This is a genomic window from Thermosulfuriphilus ammonigenes, assembly GCF_011207455.1.
GTDB lineage: Bacteria > Desulfobacterota > Thermodesulfobacteria > Thermodesulfobacteriales > ST65 > Thermosulfuriphilus > Thermosulfuriphilus ammonigenes.
Map to the genome: position 1 here is coordinate 1,911,404 of NZ_CP048877.1, position 25,600 is coordinate 1,937,003.

Here is a 25,600-nt window from a genome sequence, read left to right on the forward strand (position 1 = left end):
TTTTACTTAGAAAAAGCTTGCTCCAGGAGTTCATCGCCCTTAAGACGCTGAATGTTGGCTCCCAGGCCGGCCAGCTTTTCGACGATATTTTCATAACCTCGATCAAGATGGTGGACTTCCTGGACAACAGTCCGGCCCGTAGCGGCCAAGCCGGCCAAGATTAAGGAAGCTCCGGCCCTTAAGTCTGTAGCTCTAACTTTGGCCCCGGAGAGCTTTCCGCCTCCCCGGACAATGGCCACCTGTTTGCCAGCCAGCTTAATTTCGGCTCCCATGCGTTTAAGCTCTAAAGCGTGTTGAAAGCGATTCTCAAAAATGGTCTCTCTGATTACCGAAATTCCCTTGGCCTGGGTCATGCAGACCATAAATTGGGCCTGGAGGTCGGTAGGAAAACCCGGATAGGGGGCGGTAACGATATCCACGGCTCGAAGGGGGTGGCTCTGACGAGCGTAGATGGTCTCTCCCTCCCAGCTTATCTCCAGCCCTGCATCCATTAGGGTATTGATTACTGTTTGAAGATGTTCAGGACAGGCTCCTCTGATGGTGATCTCCCCTCCGGCAGCGGCTACGGCCATTAAAAAAGTCCCGGTTTCTATGCGGTCGGCAATAATGCGATAACCAGCAGGCTGGAGGCCTTCAAGGCCCTCGATAAAGATAGTTTCGGTCCCAAGCCCCTCGATTTTGGCCCCCATGGTCTGGAGAAAATGGCCCAGGGCCACCACCTCTGGTTCTTTAGCTGCTTGATGGATGACCGTCTTTCCTTTGGCCAGGGTAGCAGCCATCATCAGGTTTTCTGTGGCCGTGACCGAGGGAAAACCAAGGACTATTTCCTTCCCCCGGAGGCCCCGGGGGGCCTCAGCCTCCACAAAGCCTCCGTCCACCCGGAGTCTAGCCCCCATTTTTCTCAGCCCTTCAAGATGAAAATCTATGGGCCGGGCCCCAATGGAGCACCCTCCGGGAAGGGCCACCTTGGCCCTGCGAAAACGGGCCAGAAGGGGGCCAAGCACCAAAACGGAGGCTCTCATACGTTTGACTAGTTCGTAAGGGGCTTCATGGGAGATGATCCGACATGTATCTACATAAAGGCTACTTTTCCGGCTGATGATCTTGGCCCCCAAGGTGGAAAGGAGTTCGGTCATGGTTCGGACGTCTTCAAGCTGGGGGATGTTGTCCAGGATAAAGCTTCCTTCAGCCAGAAGGGTGGCAGCCAGAATGGGAAGGGCGGCATTCTTTGCCCCGCTTACCTGAACCTCTCCCTTAAGCCTCTCTCCCCCTTCAACGACGATTACCTCTTCCATTAATGAGAGTCCTCCCTTCTCTGACGAGCTACCAGAATGCGAGGGTTGCCGGCAAGGTCAGGAATAATTCTGCCTTCTAGCAGACCGGCTTGCTGGGCCAAAGCCAGGACTTTATCTGCCTGGCGAGCCCCAATCTCACAGACTAAAAAACCCCCTGGGGCCAGGTGCTTCCGGGCGCAGGCTATCACCTTTTTTATAGCGGAAAGCCCTTCCTCCCTGGCCACTAAGGCCTCCTGAGGTTCAAAATCCTTTATTTCTGGGGCCAAGTGAGGCCACTCTTCTGGCCCTACATAAGGAGGATTACTAACCACCACCTGAAAGACCCTTTGCGGTCTCAGTGCCTGGCACCAATCACTAGCCACTAAAAAGACCCTGTTTTTTAACCTGTAGCGCAGAAGATTGGCTTGGGCATAACTTAAGGCTACAAGACTTTTGTCTATGGCCACAACCAAGGCCTGTCTTTCAAGAGCCAGCGTTATGCCTATTACCCCAGAGCCTGTGCCAAGATCAAGCAAAAAAGGTTCCCTTTCTGGACAGAGCCCAATTACTGTTTCTACCAGGATCTCTGTCTCCGGTCGAGGGATGAGGACGCCTGGCCCGACCCTAAAAGGCCGGCCATAGAATTCCACTTCTCCAAAGATATAGGCTAATGGCTCTCGAGTCAGCCGCCTTTTAAGGGCCATCTCCAGGGTGGGGAGAAGTTCGGCTGGGAGGTGTTCCCGGGCTCTAAGGTGAACTTCCGCCCGGGAGATCCCCAGGATATGGGCCAGGAGATATTCGGCTTCTTCTTGGTCTACTCCAGCTTTTTTAAAGGCAGATCGAATCTTTCGGAGAAGGTCGCCTATCAGGGCCACTTTAGGCGGCCATTTCTTCGGCCTGCATCTTTAGGGCTTCGGTTTGGAAGTGAGTAATGAGAGCCTCGATGATCTCCTCAAGGTCGCCATCGAGGATATCTTCCAGGCGATAGAGGGTTAAACCAATGCGGTGGTCAGTGACTCGTCCCTGGGGGAAATTATAGGTTCGAATACGTTCGCTTCGGTCTCCGGTGCCCACCTGACTACGGCGGGTATCGCGAATTTTGGCCTCTTGCTCTCGGCGCCGAAGCTCAAGAAGCCGGGCCTTGAGAATCTTCATGGCCTGGGCCTTGTTTTTGTGTTGGCTTCGCTCATTCTGACACTGAACCACAATACCTGTAGGGATATGGGTGATCCGGACGGCAGATTCGGTCTTGTTGACGTGTTGCCCCCCGGCTCCACTGGCCCGGTAGGTATCAATACGGAGTTCTGAGGGGTCAATTTCAACCTCTACATCCTCAGCCTCTGGGAGTACGGCTACCGTAACGGCAGAGGTGTGAATGCGTCCCTGACTCTCAGTCTCTGGAACCCTCTGGACCCGATGGACGCCGCTTTCATACTTGAGTCGGCTATAAGCTCCTTTCCCACGAACAAGGGCAATGATTTCCTTGAAGCCACCAATCCCTGTAGGGTTGGCATCAAGGATTTCTATAGTCCATCCCTTACGTTCGGCATAGCGGGAGTACATACGGAAAAGGTCAGCGGCAAACAAGGCCGCTTCCTCTCCACCGGTTCCGGCCCGGATTTCAAGAAGAATGTTCCGTTCGTCGTTAGGATCCTTAGGTAAGAGGAGAATCATCAAACGCCTTTCAAGCTCTTCCACCTGGGGTTCAAGTTCTTCTATTTCTGTCTTGGCCAGCTCTCTTATCTCCTCGTCAGGATCATCAAGAAGCTGCCGGTTATCAGTCAGCTGTTTAAGAAGGTTTTTATATTTGCGATAGGTCTCGACAATCTCTGTGAGGGCAGCTCTTTCTTTGGCTATTTTTTGATACTCTTCGGGCCTGGAGAAGATAGACGGATCCCCAAGGCGCTCTTCAAGCTCCCGATAGCGCTCCTCGACCTGATCCAGTCTTTTGAGATAAGGGCTTAAAAGTTTCATGCTCTCTTTACTTTAAGAAATCTGGCTTCTCCAAGCCGTATTTCTTAAGAAATTTCTCTACCTGACCGGTGGTGTCCACCAACTTCTGTTTTCCGGTAAAGAAGGGATGACAGTTTGAACAAACCTCTACCCGGATTTCCTTTTGGGTGGAGCCGGCAATGATTTCATTGCCACAGGCGCAACGAATAACTGTCTTTTCATAGTATTTGGGGTGTATGCCTTTTTTCATCTTTTGCCTCCTTATCTTTGTCCTCTGCTATTTAGCCATCTATAGACCATCTTGCAAGATCATTTGCTCATGGAGGCCAGGAACTCGGCATTGTTTTTGGTTCCGTCCATCTTTTCCAGCAGAAACTCCATAGTATCTACAGGGTTAAGGGGTGAGAGAAGCTTGCGCAGGATCCAAACCCGGTTGAGCACCTCGGGGGGCAAAAGGAGCTCCTCTCTCCTGGTGCCACTTTTATTGATGTCAATGGAGGGGAAGATTCTCTTGTCGGCCAGTTTGCGGTCAAGGTGAATTTCCATGTTCCCTGTACCCTTAAACTCTTCAAAGATAACCTCATCCATCCGGCTTCCGGTGTCTATTAGACAGGTGGCAATAATGGTCAGGCTGCCACCTTCTTCGATATTTCTGGCCGCTCCGAAGAATCTCTTGGGTTTGTGAAGGGCGTTGGCATCAAGCCCCCCTGAAAGGAGCTTCCCACTGGGAGGTGTAACGGTATTATAAGCCCGGGCCAGTCGGGTAAGGCTATCAAGCAGGATGACTACATCTCGACGGTGTTCTACCAGCCGTTTGGCCTTTTCGATAACCATCTCGGCCACCTGGGTGTGACGCTGGGGCGGTTCATCAAAGGTTGAGCTAATAACCTCCCCCCGTACTGAACGCTGCATATCGGTGACCTCTTCAGGACGCTCATCAATAAGGAGAACAATTAGATAAACATTGGGGTGATTACGGGTGATTCCGTTGGCAATATTTTGAAGTAAAACAGTCTTTCCTGTTCTTGGGGGAGCCACGATAAGGCCTCGCTGGCCTTTACCAATGGGGATAAAAAGATCAATAATTCGAGTGGAATAGTTGTCAGGGTCGGTTTCCAGGCGGAGCCATTCGTTCGGATAAATAGGGGTTAGGTTGTCAAACATTATCTTATGTTTGACTGTCTCCGGATCACTAAAATTGATAGACTCCACCTTGAGCAGAGCAAAATAACGTTCTCCTTCCTTTGGGGGACGAATCTGCCCAGAGACTGTATCTCCCGTTCGCAATCCAAATCGTCTTATCTGCGAGGGGGAGACATAGATGTCGTCTGGTCCGGGGAGATAATTGGAATCTGGGCTCCTTAGGAAACCGAATCCCTCAGGGAGAACCTCTAAGACCCCTTCGCCATAAACTACCCCTTCTTTGGCCATCTGGGCCTGGAGGATGGCGAAGATAAGTTCCTGCTTCCGCATAGAGCTGGCTCCATCGATCCCCAGCTCCTGAGCCAGTTCATAAAGGTCTCCTATAGGTTTACGCTTCAGTTCCGTTAAGTTCATGGTTTCTAAACCTCTTTCTTTGGTTTGGCCTAGGATTATCTGCCTGGTATTTTGCCCCGACTCTTTAGCCTACATTCTGAGGGCTTCTTAAAGGAGGTCGGGCTTTTGGTAAGATTTTATTAATCCTGCGGGTTATATTGGCAGACATTATCAAAATATCTCTATCTTTCCCTTTCGTCAAGCTTGAATTCATCCATCAAAAACACCATTTTTTAAATCGCTTTTTAAGGGCCGTTCTTAATCAGTTCTGGAGCTGAAGGGGGGATCGGGCATGAAAAGATTATCTTTTGAAGAACTTTGTCGTTTTTATCGCCAGATCGAGCGCGGACTCTATTTCTTTCTGGTTCTCTGTCTGGTTATGGCCACTATTTTTACCCTGGGAGATATTATCACCTCTTGGCATCGTTTCCACCTCCAAGGGGATACCCTGGGTCAGATCTTTTTTATTCTTGATCGAGTGCTTTTAGCCATGATGCTCATGGAGATACTCCATACCATTCTTTTCACCTGCGAAGGACATATCCTCACCATAGAGCCCTTCCTGGTGGTCGGGGTAATGGCTTCCGTGCGTCGAATTCTGATTATCTCTCTTGAGATCGCCCATCCGCCTACGGAATTCATCAGTAGCCAAAGATTTAATCAATATATGCTAGAGTTGGGCGTGTTGGCAGCTCTAATTGGCGTTTTCATCTTAGGGATTATCCTCCTTAGGCGTCGGGGAGAGACTGCCTAGGCCTGTCGGGCCAGGTTAAGGAGTGAGCCAGCCAAAAGGATACGGCGGTCTCGATCTGTAAGATCGAGGCGGCCAAGAATCTCTCCCCCGCCTTCAATTTCTATGATTATTGTATCCCTTCCCGTCTCCAAGGCTTTCCGAACCTGACGAAAGACAAGACGGTCACCAGCTTGAATCCGGTCATAGTCGGCAGGATCGGCAAAGATCACCGGAAGAATGCCGAAATTGATTAAATTGGCCTTGTGAATCCGGGCGAAGCTCTTGGCAAGTTTGGCTCGGACCCCGAGGTACCGGGGGGCCAAAGCGGCGTGCTCCCGAGAAGAACCCTGGCCGTAGTTTTCACCACCAACAATAAACACCCCTTCTCCCTTTTCCTTGGTCTCCAGGGCTCGGGAGGAGAACTGAGGGTCGATGGCCGAGAAGACATATTCACTTATGGCCGGAATGTTACTTCTTAAAGGCAGGATCTTGCTGCCGGCCGGCATAATGTGGTCTGTGGTAATGTTGTCCCCCAGTTTAAGGAGAACCACTCCTTTAAGATCTTCCGGTAAAGGATCAAACTGGGGAAGAGGTTTGATGTTTGGGCCGCGGATAATCTCCACTCCAGAACCATCCTCGGGAGGAGGAATAATCATGTTGTCATTTACGATAAAGCTTGAAGGAATTTCGATGGTCGGTGGGGAACCAAGCTGGCGAGGATCCGTGATTTTGCCGGTTATGGCGGCGGCCACGGCCACTTCAGGGCTACAGAGATAAACCTGATCATTTTTGGTTCCGCTTCGGCCGGGAAAGTTGCGGGTGAAGGTCCTTAAGGAGATAGTTCCGGTAGCCGGAGCCTGTCCCATGCCGATACAGCCAAGACATCCAGACTGATGAATCCTGGCCCCGGCGTGGATAAGGGGCTTAAGGTACCCCAGGTCATCAAGATTTTCTAACACTTGCCGGCTACCAGGATTTATTTCAAAGGAGACCTCCGGGTGGATTGATCGACCTTCAAGGACCTTGGCTGCCAGGAGCAGGTCTCTTAAAGAGCTGTTGGCACAGGAGCCGATGATTACCTGGGATACCGGCCTTCCGGCTACTTGGGAGACCGGTACCACATTGTCAGGGGAAGAGGGGCAGGCGATAAGGGGCTCAAGGGTTGAGAGGTCTATTTCGATAACCTCGTCGTAGCGGGCCCCATCATCGGGTAAGATTTCCTTAAAATCTTTTTCCCTCCCCTGAGCCACCAGCCAAGCTTTGGTGACCTCATCAGAGGGAAATACACTGGTGGTAGCTCCCATTTCGGTCCCTAAATTGGCTATGGTGGCCCGGTCAGGTACGGAGAGGCTGGTTACTCCCGGGCCGAAATACTCCAGGATTTTGCCCAACCCTCCCTTGACTGACAGCCGTCTTAACATTTCAAGGGCCACGTCTCTGGCTGAAACCCAGGGGGGAAGAGTTCCGGTAAGACGGATTCCAATGATTTTGGGCATTATCAGATGAAAGGGAAAGCCGGCCATGGCCATTGCCACATCTAGACCGCCGGCTCCGATAGCAATCATACCGCAGCCTCCGGCGGTAGGGGTATGGCTATCTGAGCCGAGAAGGGTTTTCCCCGGGCAGGCAAAGCGCTCCAGGTGGACTTGATGGCAGATCCCGTTGCCCGGACGGCTAAACCAGATGCCAAAGCGAGCGGCGATAGATTGAAGAAAACGATGATCGTCGGCGTTTCTAAAGTCGGTCTGAAGAAGGTTGTGATCTACATAAGAAACTGACAGTTCGGTCTTTACCCGGGGAATCCCGATGGATTCAAATTCAAGGTGAGCCATGGTCCCCGTGGCGTCCTGGGTGAGAGTCTGGTCTATTCGGATGGCGATAGGGGTTCCTCGTTTAAGTTCTCCCTCAACCAGGTGCTCTTTAAGGATCTTTTCGGCGACTGTATAGGCCATTTTTCTCCTCCTAGGCTACGGCCGTCTGGGGATCCCACTTGGAAACCGCTACTCGTGAGGCCAAAGAACGCAGGTCTTCATAGGCCTTTCTGGCGATCCGCATATGCTCTACAAAGTGAGGAAGCTCTTCAAGGGTAATAGCCTGAGGCCCATCACAGAGGGCTTCCTCAGGGCAGGGATGAAACTCCACCAGAACAATGTTGGCTCCGGCGATTACCCCCTGGGCCGCCACATGGAAGATGTCCATGATACCATCAGGAGCGGCAACTCGGGAGCCGATGGGATGACTGGGATCAACACAGACAGGTAGTCTGGTCAGACGTTTGACCACCGGAACATGACCAAAATCTACCAGATTGCGATGAGGATCTCCGAGGTGGGTCCTTACTCCCCGGAGGCAGAAGACTATATTGCGGTTACCTTCACTGGCGATGTACTCACAGGCATTAAGGGATTCCTCCAGGGTAAGGCCCATCCCCCGTTTATATAGAATAGGATGCTCGTGCTGAGACCCTACGGCCTTAAGGAGTTCGAAATTTTGAGCATTGCGAGTGCCAATCTGGAGCATCACGCCTGTGGGATGGCCGGCTTCCTCTAGGGCCCGGTTTATCTCTTCTATGTGATGAGGGCTTAAAACCTCCATGGCGATGATCTTAATGCCATATTTGCCGGCCATTTCGAAAAGCCAGGGAAGACATTGTCTTCCATGGCCTTGGAAGTCATAAGGGCTGGTGCGGGGTTTGTAGGCCCCCATGCGGGCGGTTTCAATACCGACCTTGGCCAGAGCAGCAAAGATCTTTTCGGCATTTTCTTTGGTATCCACGGCGCAGAGGCCGGCAAAGATATGAAAGGTATCCTGGCTGATTTTGATCCCATTGTAGGTAAAACCAATGGCCTCAAGGTCTCCATGGCGACCTATCTGGCGATATTTGGCCGAAACTCTGATGGCCTTCTCTACCCCTGGGAGGGCCTGGACAGTTTCCAGAGGAATGGAGTCCGTGTTGCCGATGAGGTGAACCTCAAGTACGGAACGAGTTTCTCCCTCAAATTCGGCCAAGCGAATCTTGACCCCTTCATATCTATCCAGAAAGCTCAAAAGCTTCTTTAGCTCCGGACTTTCCTTGTTGATTTCTGGCTTGAGAATGATAATCATCGCCCCTCTGCCTCCCGTAAAATAAATTTTGCCTCCCTATACCACCAGGACTCAAAACCGGCAACTTAGAGAATAGCTGGCCGGCACAAAAGGGCTTGCTAAGGGGAGGCTTTAATAATATCTAGAGGCTTCCGGGGGTTTGATGAGAGAATTTCAAACAAAACCATTAATTGAGCGACCATGGCTGGTTTTGTCTTTGGTTCTTCTGGGGGCCATGGTCGTGCGTCTGGTTGTTTTCTGGCGAACTCCGGTCATCGCTGAAGACAGCTTTTTCTATATCTATCACGCCCAGAAGATACTGGCCGGTGCCTGGGAAGAGGCTGTGAGGTGTCGCTATAATTTTATTCCTTTCTCCAGCCTCTCTATTATTCCCTTCTATGAGCTGGTGGGAGACTGGATCCTGGCCGGGCAGATGAGCTCTGTCTTCTGGACTCTGGCGGGAACGGTTCCCCTTTATCTTCTGTCGCGCCAGCTATTCTCTTCCCGGGTGGCCCTCCTTATGGCTGTGGCCTATGCCTTTCTCCCCTTCTTTGTCAAGCGGAGCCTTGATGTCCTCAAGGGCCCCCCTTTCTGGTTCTTCTCCCTGATGGGGTTTTACCTGGTGGGGCGTTTTGGGCAGGAGAAGAGGCCCTTCTGGCTTTCCTTGGCTTCGATTTCCTTCCTTCTGGCCTCTTCGAGCCGTATCGAGGCCCTGGTTTATCTTCCGGGGACTTTTCTTTTTATCCCTTTTCTCTGCCGGGGGCAGGGCTGTAGCCCCCCCAAGGCCCTTTTATTTTTTGCCCTTCCCCCTCTGATGGTCCTTGGGCTTTTCTTTCTTCCCCTTTTCTCGAATAAAGAGGGGACATTTTCTCTTTATCATCTGTATTTTGAGCACCGAATAGGTCTTATCAAACGTCACTCAAGTTATCACCACTGGTATAGCCAGTTTGATACCCTCGCCCGGAAGACAGGGGCCCCCTTATGGAAATACCTCCGGGAGACGCTTTGGATCCTTCCCCTAGAGATCCTCGTCTATAAGATTTTTTCCGCTATATCCGGGCTGGGGCCTATTTTTTGCCTGGGGATGGCCAGGGCAAAGAGTCGCCTTAAAGAGCCCCTGGTGGCCTATTTATCTTTTCTTTCAGCGTTGGCCTTTTTGCTTCTCCTCTTCTGGGCTTATAAGTTTCCGGCCATCACCAAACGCTATGTGATTGTCTTTGTTCTTCCGGCCTATGTCTTTGTGGGCCTTGGTCTTGAATGGCTTCTTGATCGTTGGCCCAAAAGGCAGAAAAAGGTCTTTGTTTTTCTTCTTATCCTTCTCCTATCCTTTCCCCTGGTAGATATTCATAAGCTCAGACGCAAAAATAAGATTCCCTTTCTTAAGGCCGCCAGGGTAATCAACCGCTTAGAAAGACACCACCGTCCGGTAAAGATTGCCACTACCTCCTGGTATATTCTCTTTTACGTTAACTACTTCCGGCGGCCGGCTATCTGCTATCTTTCTATGGTTAACTACCGACAACTGACCTCAAATCCCCAAAATCTTCCCCAGGTCCTTCGTCAGGAGAAAGTGGCCTATTTTGTCTGGGAAGAGAAGACCCTTGGTCGCCGAGGGGAAACTATCAGGGCTGTGGCCGACAAATACCTTCAGCCCTTGGGAGTCTTTCCTGATAGCTCTCTAGGAACGATCATCCTCTACCGGATACCACCTAAAGAGGCCAGTAGGCCCGATGAAGCCTCTTTACCTCCTCGATTATCGGGAGAGAGACCTGGCAGGCCTTAAGCTCCTTTTCCTTCTCTGGTGGGATGAGGCTTTCTCCCAGAAGCTCCAGCAAACAGGCCATAGTGGAATCCCTGAGGCCGGCTAGATTGTAGCCTCCTTCAAGACAGAGGAGAAGTCGTCCCTGACATACTTCGTCGGCCAACTCCATAAGGATTCGGGTCAGGTAGGCAAACCCCACCGGGGTGACCATCATGCCTCCTAAAGGATCAGCGTAGTAGGGGTCAAAGCCGGCAGAGACAAGAATAAGCTCAGGCTTAAAGGCCCGGGCTACGGGAACAAGAATTTCCTTAAAGATGGTCAGATATTCTCCGTCACCACAGCCGGCCGGAAGGGGTACATTAACCGTAAACCCTTCTCCCTGGCCTCGGCCTATTTCTTTTAAGGAGCCACTTCCTGGATAGTAGGGAAACTGATGGGTGGAGAAATAAAGCACGTCATCCCGGTCGTAAAAGCTCCACTGAGTTCCGTTTCCGTGATGAAGATCCCAATCAATAATAAGGATTCGGGAAAGACTTCGGGCTTCTCTGGCATAGTGGGCCCCCAAGGCTACATTGTTAAAGATGCAGAATCCCATGGCCCGGTTGGCCTCAGCGTGGTGGCCTGGAGGTCTTACCAGGGCAAAGCCATTGTGGATATGCTTGTTGAGGATGGCATCTATCCCTGTAAAGACTGCTCCAACGGCTAAAACAGCGGCCTCCCAGGTTCCGGGTGATACCCTGGTGTCAGGGTCAAGTTCGGCCTCTTTTCCGGCCAGGGAGGCGATCCTTCGGACATATTCCGGGGTATGATTCCAGCAAAGCTCTTCTTCTCGAGCCATTCGGGGGAAGAGCTTTTTAAAGCGATCCCTGAATTCTGGTTCCTCCAGACGCTGATAGATGACTCTAAGCCTTTCCGGGCTTTCTACGTGGAAGGGCCCCGGATCGTGATTCAGAAAGCGTTCGTCAAGGATCACCCCAGTCTTTTTCATCGATGACCTCCTTTGTTAAGGAGACGTCCATCCAGGATAGAGCTCTCCCAGACCGGTAGCGATAAACTCTACGGCAATGACGGCCAGAATAAGCCCCATGATTCGGGTAAAGAGCCCCATCCCGGTGGCTCCTAAGGCCCGGGCCACCCAGGTTGCTCGGGCTAGTATAATGTAGGTAAGCACCATAACTACCAATATGGAGACGATTACCAAGAATTTGGACTCCTGGCCAGAAAGAACCATTACCGTGGTTATGGCCCCTGGTCCGGCCAGAATAGGGACAGCCAGGGGAACAATGGCTACGTCTTCTCTTTCCCGGCCAGCCTGATCGGTCTCTTGAGGGGAGGAGCGGGTAAGAAGAGGCAGGGCCTGGATCATCCTTAAGGCAATAAGAAAGAGAATGATTCCTCCGGCCACCCGAAAGGTAGGTACCCTGATGCCAAAAAACTTAAGAATGACCTCTCCAGCGAGACAAAAGATCACCAGGACTCCAGTAGCTACAAGTACAGCCCGTTTAATAGTGCTTCTGATTTTTGTCCGGGGATAATCAATAGTCAGGGCGAGGAAAAGGGGTACATTGCCCAAGGGATCAACAATGATGAAGATAGAAACCAGAGCGGTTATCCAGGCCTGAAGGTTTTTTTCTAGGGGCGGCAGCGGCGGCATGGACAATACCCGTAATAGAAGGCTTCAAGACGTGACTTAAAGATATAGCGATTCCTGGGAGAGGTCTTCTGACCAAAGGGGCAGTTTGGTCGATGGAAACGGAAGGTACGGGTGTTGCCGATGTAATAGGGCTCCTGCCGGACGCGGAGACCAAATATGCCGCGTCTGGCCTCAATAGCCCGCCGCTGGGCGGCCAGAAGGCGGGAGATATAGCGATCATTTGGGGGGTTATAGCAGACATAGGCCAGACCGGCGGCTACCATAGCCTCGTTGACCATAGTCCCATCCGGGAGAAAGACATAGGCCAGAACCCTACCATAACGATCATATCTTTCTTTGGCGTATTCCAGACGAACCCTTTTGCCCTTGAGTAGCTTGGCGTTGTACTTTTTGGCCTCTTCTCCTAAGGGCTCTCCAGGGCGGTCATCATGGGCGATCTCAGGGGCATTTATTCCGGCATAACGGACGCGGGTCTCTCCTCGAACAATAATGGTGTCGCCATCAATGACAGCTCGAACTCGTCTCCAGGCTTTAGCCCCGGCTCCGGTGGCAAAGGAAAGAAGAACAAAGAAAACAACCGCAGTCTTCCAGAGCCTAGTCATAGATAACCCTCCGGGCAGCGTTGTCCAGCATTTGGGCCAGCCCTCCTGCCTGTCGAGGGTTCATCCCCAGGGCCTCTCGCCAGACGAGTTCGCTTTCCATACAAAGATAGATGGTTGTCTCCGGGAAGATCTCTTTAAGTTCAGCATAAAGACGGCGATACATCTCCACCCTGATAGGTCTCAAGTAGCGCATTTTCCCATCAAGGCCAAGGATAAATTCTCCGAGAAAAATGCGGGTCTCTGGATGGCGTTTTCGGGCGACAGCCTTAAGGGAAGGCATGAATCTTAAGGCGCCAAGGCTGATCCAAGCCACGGTAGCGCCAGCCAGATAATCCTTCAGGAGGACAAGGGTTTTCTGGTATCCCTTTTGCCAGCCAGGATAGTAGATCAGGGGATCAAAGTGGAAACCCAGAGGATATCCTGCTTCCGCGGCTCGAACTGCCGCCTGAAGGCGCTCTTCAAGGGACGGGGTCCCTTTCTCTTCGGACTCAGATATCTCAGGGCTATTAAGAGACCAAGAAAGAAAGGTCCTTTTTCGGTGAGGCAATTGGAGGAGGTGATCAATAAAGACGGATTTGGTCTTCAGCTCTAGGCAGGCGTTGTCAAGGTCAGAGAAGGTTTCCACCAGAAGAGGGGCCAATTCGGTGATGGGTTCAAGGCCCAGGCTGTCCATAAACTCTCCGGTGCCGATACGAAAAAACCTATTTCTCTGGGCCGTTATCTCCCTTTGGGCCTGTTTGATTATCTCTGGGGCATTAGTAAAGACCGTCAGATAAGGATTGCTGAGATAGACCTGAAGGATACAGTACGTGCAATCAAAGGGGCAGCCACTTCCGAGATGAAGGATCTGGTAGCCACAGCAGATATATCTTTTTGTCCCCGGGCAGGGGCGAAGGGCTCTTCCCTCGCCGAGGGTCATAAAGAGACGCCTTTTCCCAAAATCGAAGGGATCCCCCTTAGGGAGGGGAGGGGAGGAGACAAGCCTAACCGGGACCCATCTTTGACGGTCCAGAATTTTGGCACAAATGGGTGCCTCTTTAACCCTGGGGTCAAGAAAAATGCCTTGAAGGGTCAGGGGTCTCAACGGCTTTCCTGATTGCCTTTAAGACATTGGGCAAATTGCCGCCATTTATTTTCTAAGTCATCCATGTTTCGGAAGGAAAGGGAAAGGGTACACTCATCGCTTTCAAAGGCCGGGGGAGGCTTGATTCGGATACCTGGCGACTTGAGCCGACGGCAAAAATCCATGAAGCGTTCTTCCAGCTCCGAGAGGCGAGGGTAACGGCGGCGTTTAAGCCAGTAAAAGAACCTCTCTCCTCGTTCTTTGGGAGAAAGATCGCTGGTCAAAATCTGATTGGCCTCCGGAGAGGTAATAATTTCGTGGACCGGATGGTCTTCTATCTGGGCGAGATCCCGGAGCATCTCCAGTATCTCCCGCTGGCGGCTATAGGAGGGGGAGATTTTCTTGAAGAGTTCAAAGACCGCCTGGCGCTCTTCTTCAGAGAGCTGGAGGAGATCGGGGACTATATTTTCATTGAGACGACCCTGAGCTAAGGCCTCTTTAAGGGGGAGTTCAAGGAAGGCCACCGTTCGCAAGAATTCAAGATTTCTCGGATGGGGTTTAAAGCCCAGAGCAGGAAGGATTCCCTTGAGAACCTCTTCTTCCGGAAGATAATCCAGAAACCTGAGGGTCAGATGGGCCTTCTCTACTAGATTTAAGCCCCGCCCGCAGAGATTTTCGTGAAGGACAATCATCAGGGCACAGAGATCGTCGATCAAGGGAGGAAGGATAAGGCAGGAAACCCTGGCGAGACCCAATTCCCGGGCGCAAAGGAGACGTTTGTATCCGGTTACTACTTGATAGCTCCGAGGATCCTTTTGACGCAGGGTAGGGGGATTAATTATTCCCAGAAGGTCAATGGAGGCTTTAAGTGGGGTCAAGTCAAAACCAAAGCTGATGACAAATGTATGATCTTCTAAGTCGATTTCTTCAATTGGAATACTTCTATAACGCATTGTCCCCGAAATCCTCCCCCGTAAGGCGTCTTAGGGCCTCAATGTACCTGTTTCTCGTTTTTTTGACAATATCTTCTGGTAGCTCCGGGGCAGGGGGGCGCTTATTCCATCCGATAGAAACCAACCAATCCCTGAGAAACTGTTTATCGAAGCTTTTTTGAGGTCGGCCGGGTTCATACTCTTCCCGAGGCCAGAAGCGAGAAGAATCCGGGGTGAGGACTTCGTCGATAAGGATAAGCTCACCATCCTTGAGACCGAATTCAAACTTGGTATCAGCAATGATGATACCCCTTTCTTCGGCATAAGTAGAGGCCTTTAAATAGATAGCAAGAGAGATATCCCGGACTTTGTTGGCCATATCTTGGCCGATTATTTCAGCCATTTGGGAAAAGGTGATATTTTCATCGTGTTCTCCCTGGGCGGCTTTGGTAGAGGGGGTAAAGATAGGCTCGGGAAGACGATCAGATTCCCGGAGGCCCGGGGGAAGTTTAAGCCCACATACTTCTCCCTCCCTTTTGTAAGAAGCCCAGGCCGATCCAGAAAGATAACCCCTGACGATACATTCTACCGGCAGGGGATCAGCCTTGACCACCAACATACTCCGCCGGGATAGTTCTTCTCGATAAGGGAGACAAGATGCAGGATAAGCATTGACATCAGCGGTTACCAGATGATTGGGCACAATATCCTTAAGGTAGTCAAACCAGAAAAGGGACATCTGGGTGAGGACTTTCCCCTTGTCAGGAATAGGGGTGGGCATAACGACATCATAGGCAGAGATTCGATCGGTAGCTACCAGGAGAAGATAGTCATCAATCTCGTAGAGATCACGCACCTTGCCTCGATGAACAAGTTTAAGTCCCGGAAAGTTTGTCTCAAAGACCACCATTTGTGATCCTCCTAGCCAGCCATTTTGGCCAGTCGGCGGGTTTTCTTTTTGAGCTGAATCGCCTTACGACGATATCTCTGCCAGAGGAGTTTATCCCCCTTGGCCTTGGCCTCTTCAGCTAGACGGCGTAGTTCTTTAATCTTGGCTTTAAGCTCCCTCATGGAGCCAGCCTTGGGAGACCTTTCGTCCTTGATACCCCAGACCTCCTTAATCGCCGCTATGAGTTCTTCCTTGTTCATAGCGTGAACACCGGTTATCTCCGGTATTTCCATAGCGATGGCCCTAAGTTCTTTGACGGTCATCTTTTCCAGGGGTTTTTCTAGCTTCTTGGCCTCTTCACTCATCTTCCAAAGCCTCCTTGTTTTTATGTCTGGGTTGGCCTTTTATACCCCAATGGAGGCGTCTTTCAACCCTTGCCCTTATAAGATGGGGGCACCAAGTAGTCGCTCTCATTAGTAAATAAAAAAGGGGGGTGTCTTGGACACCCCCCCTTTTGTTGGGGAGAAGGTCGGTTTAGGAGTTTTGTGAAGGGCTTGTTGACGTATAGTTGATGGCCGGGATGATCTTATTTACCAGCCAGAAGAAGATAAAAGGCATTATGCCCACCAAAAGGGCTCCGAAAAGTCCCTCTTTGAAGGTTTCCCAATTGTGAGGGATGATGGGCAGGTGGTAGTGCATATAGCCGGCAAAAGAGAGAGAAAAAGCCTGACCGCCGATAACAACATTCCAGCGCATCATAAAGACTCCAAAGAGGATGAGAATCAGGGCTACCACTACGCGGCGAATGGTCAATCTGGGTAAAAGCAGAAGTATTAAGGGCACGAGATTACCAAGACCATACTGGAGGATAAATATATTAACGAAATCTTTACCATACATAACAGAGCGAAGGATCTCCCAGGATTTAAGGGCCGTGTAGCCTCTAAAGATGAGGTCAAGAAGCTCAAGGGAGATGGCGGCCACCAGAAAGCCCAAAAGATAGCGGGAGGCCTTCTTGATGATGTCCATTTCTACACCGCCGATTTCCTGAGCCCTTAGTTCTCCGGCCCCTCCTGGACGACGGCTGCGATACTGGCGCCACTCCATAATCACAATATAGGTGAGCATACAAAGGGCAATACCAGAGACTACCGCCGACATAATGAAGATCACCGGCATAAGGGGAGACATCCAGAGGGCGTTAGCTTTAACCGAACCAAAGATAAACCCGGCATAACCATGGAGAAAACAGGCCACCGGGATGCCCACTCCGGCTAGGATCTTGACCGCCTTCTTATCCACAGAGATGGATTGGGGGCTTATATCATATGAGCCCAGGGTAAGAAGGCGATAGATAAAGGCCTTTATCTGGTTACCCAGACCCGGTTTTCCTTTAAGTTCTTGGGCTTGAGAGATAAAGAATGTTCGATAGGCAAACCAGATCTCACTAAAAACTATAAGGGTATAGGTTGAGAGAACAAACCCAAAGGCTGAGATAGCTGAAGTAAAGTGGGGAGTCAGGAGCGGATGAATGGCCCTTGTCGGTTGCTGGAGATGGAGGAGAAGTGGCATCGGGACCACCGGAATAAGGGCTAGCGAAAAGATTAAGGAAAACTTGGCCAGATCCTTAAGATCCTTTTGGCCAAAAACATGATACAGCGAGGAGAGGACAAAGGCCCCGGCCACCAGACCTGTCATATAGGGATACATGACGATCTGGATGCTCCAGTAAATAAATTCATTAGGATAGACAAAAAGTTCCTTAGTTGTCCACTCAGCCCCGTGTACAAAAAGCTCTTGCATGGCTATCACCTCACATTGAAATCAAAACCGATGTAATAGACTTGTGGTTTGGTGCCGTATTCATCTTTAAGAACAGCTACCCTTTGGGTAAGGACAATTTTGGTTACCGGGTCATTGGGGTCCTTAAGGTTGCCTATCATTCGAGCTCCAAAGGGACAGGCCTGGACACAGGCGGTTTTCATGCCTTTGCTGATTCGGTGGTAGCAGAAGGTGCATTTATCGGCCACCTTATAGACCGGATGAAAGAAGCGAACCCCATAAGGGCAGGCCATGATACAGTAACCACAGCCAATGCACCACTTGCGATCAATCAGGACCACTCCTTCAGGGGTCTGGTAGGAGGCCCCTACAGGACAGACCTGGACACAGGCCGGGTTTTCACACTGATTACAAAGCTTGGGAACAAAAAAGGCCTTGGTGATTTCCTCAGGAGGAATAACCTCTTCCCGAATCTTGGGAGAGGTAAAGCCATCCCTTCCTCCCTTGGGGGTGTCAATATGGGCCTTTCCATCTTTGGTAATGACATAACGCTCTACCCAGGTTCTGGTGATGGGGGCGTCATAGGGAACTTCATTTTCCTTTTTGCAGGCTTTAACACAAAAGCCGCAGCCGACACATTTTGTGGTGTCCACCACAAAGGCCCACCGGATTCGGCTCCCCTTAATGGAGGCCCGAACCTCGGCCGGACTCAAAAAACGAAAGGCGCTCAAGGGAACAGTGGCCGCCAGGGTTCCGGCCAGTGCCTTGAGAAATTTCCGTCTAGAGCTCATGGTTATTCCTCCAGGTTAGGATTGTGGGGATTATGACACTCACTGCAAGCTGCCTCGGGATTGTGTTCTTGAGGGTCGATTCCCGGTAGTTGTCCCCTTTTGTTGGGGTAGGGGAGTTTGGCGTGACAGCGTAGACAAAGGGCCCGACTGGTGTCTATGGGCAAGGTCTCAGGATCATCAGGGTGATTAAGGGCCGGGCCGTGGCAATTTTCACACTGGATTATGCGGTGTTTGGACTTTTCGTGTTCTTCGTAGTTTTCTGGATGACATTCAGCGCAGGTTTGTTGACCTTTATATTTTACAGTGAAAGCCTTCCACTCATCAATGTTGCTAAGTCTAAAGAAACCATAGGTGAAATTGCGTCCATGGATACCAAAATCGGGAGGAGTTAGGAAAAACCTGACGATTAAAAGTACAATGATCAAGCCTAAAGCCAGAAATACCGGTCTCAAGTAGTGACGACTCTTCATATCTCATCTCCACCATGTGTCTTTTTTTACAATCCCGGACAGCTATAGCGTTGTTTACCTAAAGCAGGCGAAATGGCTTGTCAAGTATAAGAAATTATTTGTCTCTTTCTGTTAAAGAATAGATTAAATTTGTCTGACACTTTATAATCGCCTTTTCTTTTATAAGAAGATATCCATTAATTTGACATTGAAGGTTTTAAGGCAGAGACAATATTTTTCTCTGAAAAATTTTTGGATTCCTTTTTTGGAGAAGAAACAGGATTTGTTTTTGGGGCCCCTATATTATAAGGATAGGTTTCCAGGTTGGTTGTTTGGGAGTAATATTGTTGCAAAAGAAAGCATTTCATCTCATCCTACGGTTGCCTTTTGAAAAAAGGCTTCGAATTCTTTAAAGAAAGAAAAAATATTTAAATAATATTGGTTTCTTTTATGGCCAGAATATCTATTGATAAGGCTTTGTCTTGGGTTCTCAGGCACAGTGGACAACTACATCCTGGGGAGTGTCTTGACCTTCTCTGTAAAAAGCGTAACCGACTCATTAGAGTGGTGCGGACGAAAGAAGGGTTTCGCTTGGAGGAAAGGGGCTTTTTTAAGGAGGACTTTTTTACTCAAGGCGGCAAGGAGTTTCAAAAACTCCTTGAAAGATTGATCCTAAGAGAATTTCCTCGTAGTCATATGCTTTGGGCCTTTAAACGGCGGGCCTGATAAAAGAAAATTTATGGAGGCGGCGCGGGGATTCGAACCCCGGAATAACGGTTTTGCAGACCGTCGCCTTAGCCGCTTGGCTACGCCGCCAGGATGGGCACCTTTTCTTGGTGGCGGTGCAGGGACTCGAACCCCGGACTCTGCGGATATGAGCCGCATGCTCTAACCAACTGAGCTACACCGCCGAAGCCGGTATAAGTTGAGCCAATTTTTGATCCCTTGTCAAGACCTACACCAGCCCCAATAATGAAAGACACAGCAAATTTTACAGGGGGTAAGGCGTTGGCTTTTTTGAAATTTATTCGTCTGGTGGTCAAAAAGTTTCTGGCTGACAGGTGTCTTATAAGTGCTCAAGCCCTAACCTATATGACCATGTTTTCCCTTATCCCGGTCCTGGCTATCGGCCTGGCTATCGTTAAACTTTTTGGGGGATTCTCTCAAATCGAGGATCTTATCTATCAATATATCTCTGAGATTCTTAATCCTGGAGCCCTAGAAAGGGTCTCTAGTGTAATCAAGGACCTGACGATTAAGGCCCAAAATGCCCCCCTCGGGTCGGCCAGTATGATAATTCTGGCCATCATGGCCTTTTTCTTTCTTACCGAGCTGGAGGATATCCTCAATTTTATCTGGAGGACGGAAGAAAGAAGGCCCCTTTTTACCCGTATCGTTATCTACTGGACAGGCTTTACCCTTGGTCCTTTGCTTATTGCCGTGCCTCTTTTGGTCATGGTCTATTTTATCCATTTTTGGGTGAGCAAAGGCCTAGTTTACTCTACTGCTCTTAAGGTTATACCTTACGTCTCCATGTTCATTCTCCTGTGGGGGATCTTCTACTACCTTCCAGCTATTCGAGTAAGACCGGGGGCGGCGGCTTTGGGGGCCTTGGTTGGCGATATTCTCTGGCAGGCTGCGGCCTGGGGATATGCCCTTTATACAGCCAAAGTAGTTACCTACTCTAAGCTTTATGGCTCCCTTTCTGTTATCCCCCTTTTTATGCTCTGGCTCTTTGTTTCCTGGGCCGTTATTCTCTTTGGGGCTGAAGTGGCCTATGTTTTTCAATATCGCCGGCGCCTTTTTTATGCTGAAGGCCTCAAGGAGGAGCCAGACAGCCTGGAGCTCTGTGCCCTTCTTGTGGGGGTCTCAGCGGCCGAGCCCTTTGTTCTTGGACGCCCTGGACCTACGGTAGCCGAGATTGTTGAGGCCTATGGCCTACCGGTGGCCTTGGTGGAAAAAGTCGTCTCCCGTCTGATGAGGGCCGGTTTTCTTATCAAGGAAGCCACAGAGGAACGTCTTCTTCCCGCTTGTGATCCCGAGAAAATCAGGATAAAAGACCTCCTCGCGGCGGTGACTGCTCTGCCAAATTTTGAGGCCCTTCCCCCTCCAGAAGGCCAGAGGACAGCCCAGGTACTGAACCTCTGGCAGAAGATGAGGGAAAACCCTTGGGGGGAGATGAGGCTCAAGGATTTAGTGCACCGGATTACTCAGGCGAAGGGGGATGACCATGAAAAAGAGTCAAAAGACCTACCGGTGTAAGGTTTGCCGTCAACCCACGGCCATCTACCTTCGGGAACATCGCCTGGCCCTCTGTAAAGATGATTACATCGCCTGGTTTGAGCGACAGGTGGCCCGGACAATTCGGCAATTTAAAATGTTTGGTCCCCGGGATCGAATTTTAGTGGGGGTCTCAGGGGGTAAAGATAGCCTCACCGTTTGGCTGGTCCTTAACCGTCTTGGTTATCAGGCTGATGGGGTCTTTCTGGATCTAGGAATTCCGGATTTTTCTGAACTCTCTTATCTGAAGGGGCGGGATTTTGCCGCCATCCATGGCCTTAAGTTCCAGCGTCTTTTCCTAAAGGATCTTATCGGGTTGGTTTTACCCGATCTGGAAAAAAAGACCCGCAAGGTCTGTTCTCTTTGTGGCTCCATAAAAAGGGCCCTCTTTAATAAACTGGCCAAGGAGATGGGGTACCAAGTGGTGGTTACCGGACACAACCTAGATGATGAGGCCTCAAGCCTTCTTTCTAATGTTATCAACTGGAGCCTTAAGTACCTGGCCCGAAAATACCCTGTCCTTCCTGAAGGGGCTGGTTTTGTTCGCAAGGCCAAACCTCTCTGCCGCTCCAGCGTTCGGGAGATTCGTCTTTATGCCGAACTCAACGACATAGACTTTTTGGCTGATCCCTGTCCTTTCTCCGAGAATGCCACCCGTCTGACCTACGCCGAGGAGATGGATCGTCTGGAAGAGGTCTTTCCGGGGACCAAACGTCGTTTTTATCTTGAGTACCTTCGCAAGGCCTATCCCATCTTCCATCGGGACGTTGACCATTTTATGGAGCGCCCCCTGGTTACCTGCTCCCGCTGTCAGGAGCCGGCGGTGAATGATCCCTGTCTTATTTGTCGTCTCCGGGCCGAAGCCGGCCTTTCTTAGCCAGCTTCGTTAGCCTGTCGGCCATTCGAAGGGGTTCCGGGAGCCGGTAACGAGGGCTAAGTTTAAGGACGATCTGGACAGCTTCGGCCAAGGTTATTAGATGTCCGGGAGAAACAAAGACTGGCCGTACCCTGGCTCTGGTGCGGACAACCATCCCCACGGGCCGGTGGTGTAAAAAAAGACAGCTTAAAGACCCCCTTTCAGGAGCTGGTTCTTTATAACTGCCAACCAGTTTGGACTTGGCACAACCAATGCTGGGGATTCCCAGCATAAGGCCTAAATGGCTGGCCAGGCCCAAGCCTCGAGGGTGGGCGATTCCCTGACCATCGACGAGGATGACATCTGGCTTCTGTCTCAGTTTTCTTATAGCCTTAAGCAAGCAAGGGGTTTCCCTAAAGGATAAAAAGCCGGGGATGTAGGGAAGGGGAGCCGGTCCCCTGGCAAGGGCGGTCTCCAAAAGCTTTAAATCTCGGAGCCGGTAAAGCACCGCCACGGCCACGGCGGCCTCTTTAGTAAAGGCTACATCACAGCCTGCCACCGTTTCTATGTTTTGCGCTAAAGGGGTTAATCTGACCCTCAGCGAGAGCCTTATCTGAAGGGCGGAGAGGGCTGGAAGCAGTTTTTTATCCAGGGAAGTGGGTAATTTTTCCTCCATGATTATAGCCAAACACAAAATGGCCGAAATAAAACCCAGAAGGCCAAAAGGGGTCTGCCGGTGAGTGACCAGGGTATGGAAATAATCGTCGATGTGGCTGATATGAGGGCCTCCCGGGAGCCCGGTACCATCCTGGTGGCTCCATCGTTGGGTTCCTGTATAGGTCTTGTCCTTTATGATCCGGTGGCCAAAGTGGGGGGAATCCTCCATTATATGCTCCCTGATTCCAGTCTAAATCCGCAGCGGGCCCAGGAGAACCCCTTTATCTTTGCCGACACCGCTGTGCCTCGTTTTATAGAGAATATTTTGTCCTTGGGGGCCCATAAAAACGATCTCCAAGTCAAGGTGGCCGGTGGAGCCCAGATAATGGGGGATTCTTTTTTCCAGATTGGCCGAAAAAATTACGTCGTTCTTCGCAATCTCCTCTGGGAACAGGGTTTGGCTATCGTCGCCGAACACGTTGGTGGTCGGGCCAACCGGACTATCCGCCTGGAGATCGGCACCGGCAGGGTGACCGTCCGGATCCCCGGCTTTAAGGAATTTGACCTATGAAGGGAATCACTCAGGAGATTTACAAACAGATAGATAAGTTGCCACCATTTCCCCAGGTGGCCCAGAAGGTTATGGATTTAATTCAAGAACCCAATACCACGGTGGAGGATCTGGTGGCGGTAATCCGCTTTGACCCCGGGGTTACGGCCAATGTCTTGCGTCTCTGCAATTCTGCCTTCTTTGGGCTTCCTCGTAAGGTCTCTTCCCTGACCACGGCCGTCTCCCTTTTGGGACAGAAGAGACTCTTTGACATCATTGTCACCACCTGTGCCTCTTATTATCTTAAGCGTCCGGTTATTGGTTACGAGCTGGCTGATCGCGATCTTTGGGAACATTCTATGGCGGCAGCCATGGCCGCTGATCTTATCCAGGAAGAGGTGGTTTCGGCCGCTAAACCCTTTTCTTTCACCACCGCTCTTCTCCACGACATCGGTAAGATACTTCTGGGGCTCTTTGTCTCGGAGAAATGTTCCCAGATCATCACCTTGGTCTGTGAGGGGCAGTCTTTTAATGAGGCTGAAAGAGCTGTTCTGGGAGTTGATCATGCCGAGCTAGGAGCGGAGGTCTTGGCCCGGTGGCGTTTTCCAGAGGAGATTGTCAGGGCCGTAGGGAATCATCATCGTCCTGAGGTCTATCTGGAAGACACCCTTACGGGCATTGTGGCCCTGGCCAATATTCTTACCCTTTCTTTAGGTTATGGAGTGGGCCTCGATGGTCTGGCCTATAAGTACGAGGGCGAACTTCTAAGCCGATTTGGTTTGAAGAGAAGAGATTTTGAGTTCTTGCTGATAGAGCTCAATTTTCGAACTAAAGAGGCCCAAGAGCTTTTCCGCTAAAGCCCTTCTAAGATTTCTTTTACCAGCGTCAGAAATGTCTGGAGACTAAAGGGTTTGGCCAGGAAGATAATATCTTCCCGGCCCAGGAATTGACTGTCAAGCTGAGAGAGGCTGTAGCCGCTAATAAAGAGGAAGGGGGTCTGGTCTCCCCGGGATCTGAGTATTTCATAAAGCCTTCGCCCTCCGATCTCAGGCATAACGACATCAGAGACAATAAGATCCACTCGTTCCCTGGAGAGATATTCCAGGGCCTCCTTTCCGCTGTGGGCCAAGATAACCTCATATCCCTTTTCGGTCAGGGCCTCTCTGATGAGAGTCCTTAAGGCGGCCTCATCTTCTACCACCAAAACCCGCCCCTGGCCTCTGAGTTGTTCTAGACGAGGTTTGGCGTAAGAGATCTGGGCCCGGGAGAGAGCGACCTCGGAGGAGACAGGCAGGAGAATGGTAAACGTGCTTCCACGGCCCGGCTCGCTTCTTACCTGGATGGTTCCTCGGTGCTGCTCCACTAAACCATAGACCATAGAAAGACCCAGCCCGGTACCCTTGCCTGGATCTTTGGTGGTAAAAAAGGGCTCAAAGATCCTCTCTAAGACCTCCTTTTCCATGCCTGTCCCGGTATCGCTGATTTCAAGAAAGATGCGCTCCGGGCCTTTTCTAAGGGGATCTGTCACAGCCCTTGTTTTCAGGGTGAGGACACCCCCTTGGGGCATAGCGTCTCGGGCATTTACGCATAAATTAAGGATAATCTGCTCGATAGCCGAGCGATCGGCATAAATTGGGGGAAGATTGGGGGCCAGATCCAATTGTAAACTAATCGTTTCCCCGATTATTCGAGAGAGCATGCCGGCCATCTCCCGGACAATCTGATTGAGATCCAGGGTCTCAAACTCCAGCATGCGCCTTCGACTGAAGGCCAGAAGTTGACGGACCAGGCCGGCGGCCCTTTCGGCCTGTCCCCTAATGGTTTCAAGGTCTTTGGTCACCGGAGAGTCTTTAGGAAGGCGAAGCATTGCCAGTTCGAGGTGTCCGATGATTCCGGTAAGGATGTTGTTGAAGTCATGGGCAATGCCTCCAGCTAAAGTACCTACGGCCTCCATCTTTTGCGCCTGTCTGAGCTGATGTTCAAGGCGCCTTTTTTCACTTACATCACGAAATATACCCCGGGTATAGAGGAAATTTCCTCCCTCATCGCGGCGGACAGTAATGTTCCCCTCGACGGTTACGAGATGACCGGTCTTGGTCTTGAAGGTGGTCTCTATCTGAAGGCTGGGAGGCCCCTGAAGTTTGAGGTCCTGAAAAAGGGAAAGACAATGATCTTTTTCCTGGGGATCAATAATGTCAAAGATGGTCAGGTGTTCCAGATCCTCATCGGAGTAACCCAGGACTTCCTGCCAGCGTCGGTTGACAAAGACAAAGCGTCCCTGGGCATCGACGCTCTGGATGAGATCATTGACGTTGTCAAAAAGATCCTGAAGCTGGTGATCCCTTTCTCTTAAGGTGGCTTCGGCCAATTTGAGGCTGGTTATATCGCTATAATATTCAATTAGACCTCCGGCCAGGGGGCCCTTTTCGATGGGATAAAGATGCCTTTCCAACCAGCGTTCCTCTCGGCAGCCGTTCGGAAGAATGTGACAGGAGAAAGTCCCTCTTCGTCTTTGGTAGGAGATCGCTACCAGGCTTCGAAACCGGTCAGGATCTTCAAACAGGGGAGCTATAAGGGTTTCTATCAGCTCTGGTTGATGTCTTCCCACTAGGTTTTGGGCCTCAAGCCCCAGATAACCACAGTAGCTGGGGCTGACCCACCTGATGACAAGGTTTCGATCCAGAAGACAGATACCGATAGGTGAATGGGTAAAGGTCTGGTCCAAAATAGCTAAAAAATCCTTGAGATCCATG

Annotated in this window: 26 protein-coding genes and 2 tRNA genes; 7 read left to right on the forward strand and 21 right to left on the reverse strand. The window is 50.7% G+C overall.

Annotated features, from left to right (window positions below; genetic code table 11):
• Window positions 1–2: 2 nt before the first annotated feature.
• The 5 genes from murA to rho are packed head-to-tail and all read right to left on the reverse strand — an operon-like array spanning window position 3 to window position 4,784.
• Window positions 3–1,295, reverse strand: coding sequence for a UDP-N-acetylglucosamine 1-carboxyvinyltransferase (murA, locus tag G4V39_RS09340; RefSeq protein ID WP_166032676.1), 1,293 nt, complete (start codon window positions 1,293–1,295; stop codon window positions 3–5).
• Window positions 1,295–2,149, reverse strand: a complete 855-nt coding sequence (gene prmC, locus G4V39_RS09345) for a peptide chain release factor N(5)-glutamine methyltransferase (RefSeq protein WP_166032677.1) — start codon at window positions 2,147–2,149, stop codon at window positions 1,295–1,297. The genes murA and prmC overlap by 1 nt, the downstream gene beginning before the upstream one ends.
• A 1-nt stretch (window position 2,150) precedes the next feature.
• Window positions 2,151–3,248, reverse strand: coding sequence for a peptide chain release factor 1 (gene prfA, locus G4V39_RS09350; protein ID WP_166032678.1), 1,098 nt, complete (start codon window positions 3,246–3,248; stop codon window positions 2,151–2,153).
• A 7-nt stretch (window positions 3,249–3,255) separates the two neighbouring features.
• Window positions 3,256–3,477, reverse strand: coding sequence for a 50S ribosomal protein L31 (rpmE, locus tag G4V39_RS09355; RefSeq protein ID WP_166032679.1), 222 nt, complete (start codon window positions 3,475–3,477; stop codon window positions 3,256–3,258).
• 59 nt (window positions 3,478–3,536) lie between these two features.
• Window positions 3,537–4,784 carry a transcription termination factor Rho gene (rho, locus tag G4V39_RS09360; RefSeq protein ID WP_166032680.1) on the reverse strand — a complete coding sequence of 416 codons (1,248 nt, stop codon included), beginning with the start codon at window positions 4,782–4,784 and terminating at the stop codon, window positions 3,537–3,539.
• Between the two features lie 271 nt (window positions 4,785–5,055).
• Here rho and G4V39_RS09365 point away from each other — a divergent pair, with 271 nt between their 5' ends.
• Window positions 5,056–5,517: a phosphate-starvation-inducible PsiE family protein gene (locus G4V39_RS09365; RefSeq protein WP_166032681.1), complete on the forward strand. Its 462-nt coding sequence runs from the start codon at window positions 5,056–5,058 to the stop codon at window positions 5,515–5,517.
• Here G4V39_RS09365 and G4V39_RS09370 read toward each other — a convergent pair.
• Entirely contained in the window at window positions 5,514–7,448 is a 1,935-nt protein-coding gene (locus tag G4V39_RS09370) for an aconitate hydratase (RefSeq protein WP_166032682.1), read from the reverse strand. The genes G4V39_RS09365 and G4V39_RS09370 overlap by 4 nt on opposite strands.
• 10 nt (window positions 7,449–7,458) lie before the next feature.
• Window positions 7,459–8,601: a 3-deoxy-7-phosphoheptulonate synthase gene (locus tag G4V39_RS09375; protein WP_166032683.1), complete on the reverse strand. Its 1,143-nt coding sequence runs from the start codon at window positions 8,599–8,601 to the stop codon at window positions 7,459–7,461.
• A gap of 142 nt (window positions 8,602–8,743) precedes the next feature.
• On the opposite strand from G4V39_RS09375, the gene G4V39_RS09380 reads away from it, so the two are divergent.
• Window positions 8,744–10,363, forward strand: coding sequence for an ArnT family glycosyltransferase (locus tag G4V39_RS09380; protein WP_166032684.1), 1,620 nt, complete (start codon window positions 8,744–8,746; stop codon window positions 10,361–10,363).
• Here G4V39_RS09380 and G4V39_RS09385 read toward each other — a convergent pair.
• From G4V39_RS09385 to G4V39_RS09430, 10 genes are all read right to left on the reverse strand, one after another.
• Entirely contained in the window at window positions 10,290–11,330 is a 1,041-nt protein-coding gene (locus G4V39_RS09385) for a histone deacetylase family protein (RefSeq protein ID WP_166032685.1), read from the reverse strand. The genes G4V39_RS09380 and G4V39_RS09385 overlap by 74 nt on opposite strands.
• A 15-nt stretch (window positions 11,331–11,345) precedes the next feature.
• The gene (locus G4V39_RS09390; RefSeq protein ID WP_166032686.1) at window positions 11,346–11,996 is read right to left on the reverse strand and encodes a MarC family protein; all 651 of its coding nucleotides are present in this window, start codon (window positions 11,994–11,996) and stop codon (window positions 11,346–11,348) included.
• Complete coding sequence (locus tag G4V39_RS09395) at window positions 11,975–12,598, reverse strand: thermonuclease family protein (protein WP_166032687.1); 624 nt, start codon at window positions 12,596–12,598, stop codon at window positions 11,975–11,977. The genes G4V39_RS09390 and G4V39_RS09395 overlap by 22 nt, the downstream gene beginning before the upstream one ends.
• Window positions 12,591–13,517, reverse strand: coding sequence for an SPL family radical SAM protein (locus G4V39_RS09400; protein ID WP_246169660.1), 927 nt, complete (start codon window positions 13,515–13,517; stop codon window positions 12,591–12,593). The genes G4V39_RS09395 and G4V39_RS09400 overlap by 8 nt, the downstream gene beginning before the upstream one ends.
• Before the next feature lie 161 nt (window positions 13,518–13,678).
• On the reverse strand, window positions 13,679–14,614 hold the full coding sequence (locus G4V39_RS09405) for a ParB/RepB/Spo0J family partition protein (RefSeq protein ID WP_166032688.1): 936 nt from the start codon (window positions 14,612–14,614) through the stop codon (window positions 13,679–13,681).
• Window positions 14,604–15,503, reverse strand: a complete 900-nt coding sequence (locus G4V39_RS09410) for a phosphoribosylaminoimidazolesuccinocarboxamide synthase (RefSeq protein ID WP_166032689.1) — start codon at window positions 15,501–15,503, stop codon at window positions 14,604–14,606. Before G4V39_RS09410 ends, G4V39_RS09405 begins: the two co-directional genes overlap by 11 nt.
• Window positions 15,504–15,514: 11 nt before the next feature.
• A complete protein-coding gene (locus G4V39_RS09415) occupies window positions 15,515–15,847 on the reverse strand; it encodes a Rho termination factor N-terminal domain-containing protein (protein ID WP_166032690.1) in 333 nt (110 codons plus the stop codon).
• Window positions 15,848–16,016: 169 nt separating this feature from the next.
• The gene (gene nrfD / locus G4V39_RS09420; RefSeq protein ID WP_166032691.1) at window positions 16,017–17,285 is read right to left on the reverse strand and encodes an NrfD/PsrC family molybdoenzyme membrane anchor subunit; all 1,269 of its coding nucleotides are present in this window, start codon (window positions 17,283–17,285) and stop codon (window positions 16,017–16,019) included.
• Window positions 17,286–17,290: 5 nt separating this feature from the next.
• Entirely contained in the window at window positions 17,291–18,055 is a 765-nt protein-coding gene (locus tag G4V39_RS09425) for a 4Fe-4S dicluster domain-containing protein (RefSeq protein ID WP_166032692.1), read from the reverse strand.
• 2 nt (window positions 18,056–18,057) lie between these two features.
• The gene (locus G4V39_RS09430; RefSeq protein ID WP_166032693.1) at window positions 18,058–18,525 is read right to left on the reverse strand and encodes a cytochrome c3 family protein; all 468 of its coding nucleotides are present in this window, start codon (window positions 18,523–18,525) and stop codon (window positions 18,058–18,060) included.
• Between the two features lie 429 nt (window positions 18,526–18,954).
• On the opposite strand from G4V39_RS09430, the gene G4V39_RS09435 reads away from it, so the two are divergent.
• Window positions 18,955–19,230: a hypothetical protein gene (locus G4V39_RS09435; RefSeq protein WP_166032694.1), complete on the forward strand. Its 276-nt coding sequence runs from the start codon at window positions 18,955–18,957 to the stop codon at window positions 19,228–19,230.
• A gap of 14 nt (window positions 19,231–19,244) precedes the next feature.
• Here G4V39_RS09435 and G4V39_RS09440 read toward each other — a convergent pair.
• Window positions 19,245–19,320 (reverse strand) — tRNA-Cys (locus G4V39_RS09440).
• Between the two features lie 18 nt (window positions 19,321–19,338).
• Window positions 19,339–19,415: transfer RNA gene (locus G4V39_RS09445), tRNA-Met, on the reverse strand.
• Between the two features lie 97 nt (window positions 19,416–19,512).
• On the opposite strand from G4V39_RS09445, the gene G4V39_RS09450 reads away from it, so the two are divergent.
• Both G4V39_RS09450 and G4V39_RS09455 read left to right on the forward strand, forming a co-directional pair.
• Window positions 19,513–20,766, forward strand: a complete 1,254-nt coding sequence (locus G4V39_RS09450) for a YhjD/YihY/BrkB family envelope integrity protein (protein ID WP_166032695.1) — start codon at window positions 19,513–19,515, stop codon at window positions 20,764–20,766.
• Window positions 20,735–21,661 carry an ATP-binding protein gene (locus G4V39_RS09455; protein ID WP_166032696.1) on the forward strand — a complete coding sequence of 309 codons (927 nt, stop codon included), beginning with the start codon at window positions 20,735–20,737 and terminating at the stop codon, window positions 21,659–21,661. Before G4V39_RS09450 ends, G4V39_RS09455 begins: the two co-directional genes overlap by 32 nt.
• Here the strand turns inward: G4V39_RS09455 and nfi are convergent.
• Window positions 21,624–22,316, reverse strand: a complete 693-nt coding sequence (nfi, locus tag G4V39_RS09460; RefSeq protein ID WP_166032697.1) for a deoxyribonuclease V — start codon at window positions 22,314–22,316, stop codon at window positions 21,624–21,626. The genes G4V39_RS09455 and nfi overlap by 38 nt on opposite strands.
• A gap of 75 nt (window positions 22,317–22,391) precedes the next feature.
• Between nfi and G4V39_RS09465 the strand changes: the two genes are divergently transcribed.
• Complete coding sequence (locus G4V39_RS09465; RefSeq protein WP_166032698.1) at window positions 22,392–22,868, forward strand: chemotaxis protein CheD; 477 nt, start codon at window positions 22,392–22,394, stop codon at window positions 22,866–22,868.
• Entirely contained in the window at window positions 22,865–23,704 is an 840-nt protein-coding gene (locus G4V39_RS09470; protein ID WP_166032699.1) for an HDOD domain-containing protein, read from the forward strand. The genes G4V39_RS09465 and G4V39_RS09470 overlap by 4 nt, the downstream gene beginning before the upstream one ends.
• Here the strand turns inward: G4V39_RS09470 and G4V39_RS09475 are convergent.
• Window positions 23,701–25,599, reverse strand: a complete 1,899-nt coding sequence (locus G4V39_RS09475; RefSeq protein WP_166032700.1) for a PAS domain-containing hybrid sensor histidine kinase/response regulator — start codon at window positions 25,597–25,599, stop codon at window positions 23,701–23,703. The genes G4V39_RS09470 and G4V39_RS09475 overlap by 4 nt on opposite strands.
• Window position 25,600: the final 1 nt, after the last annotated feature.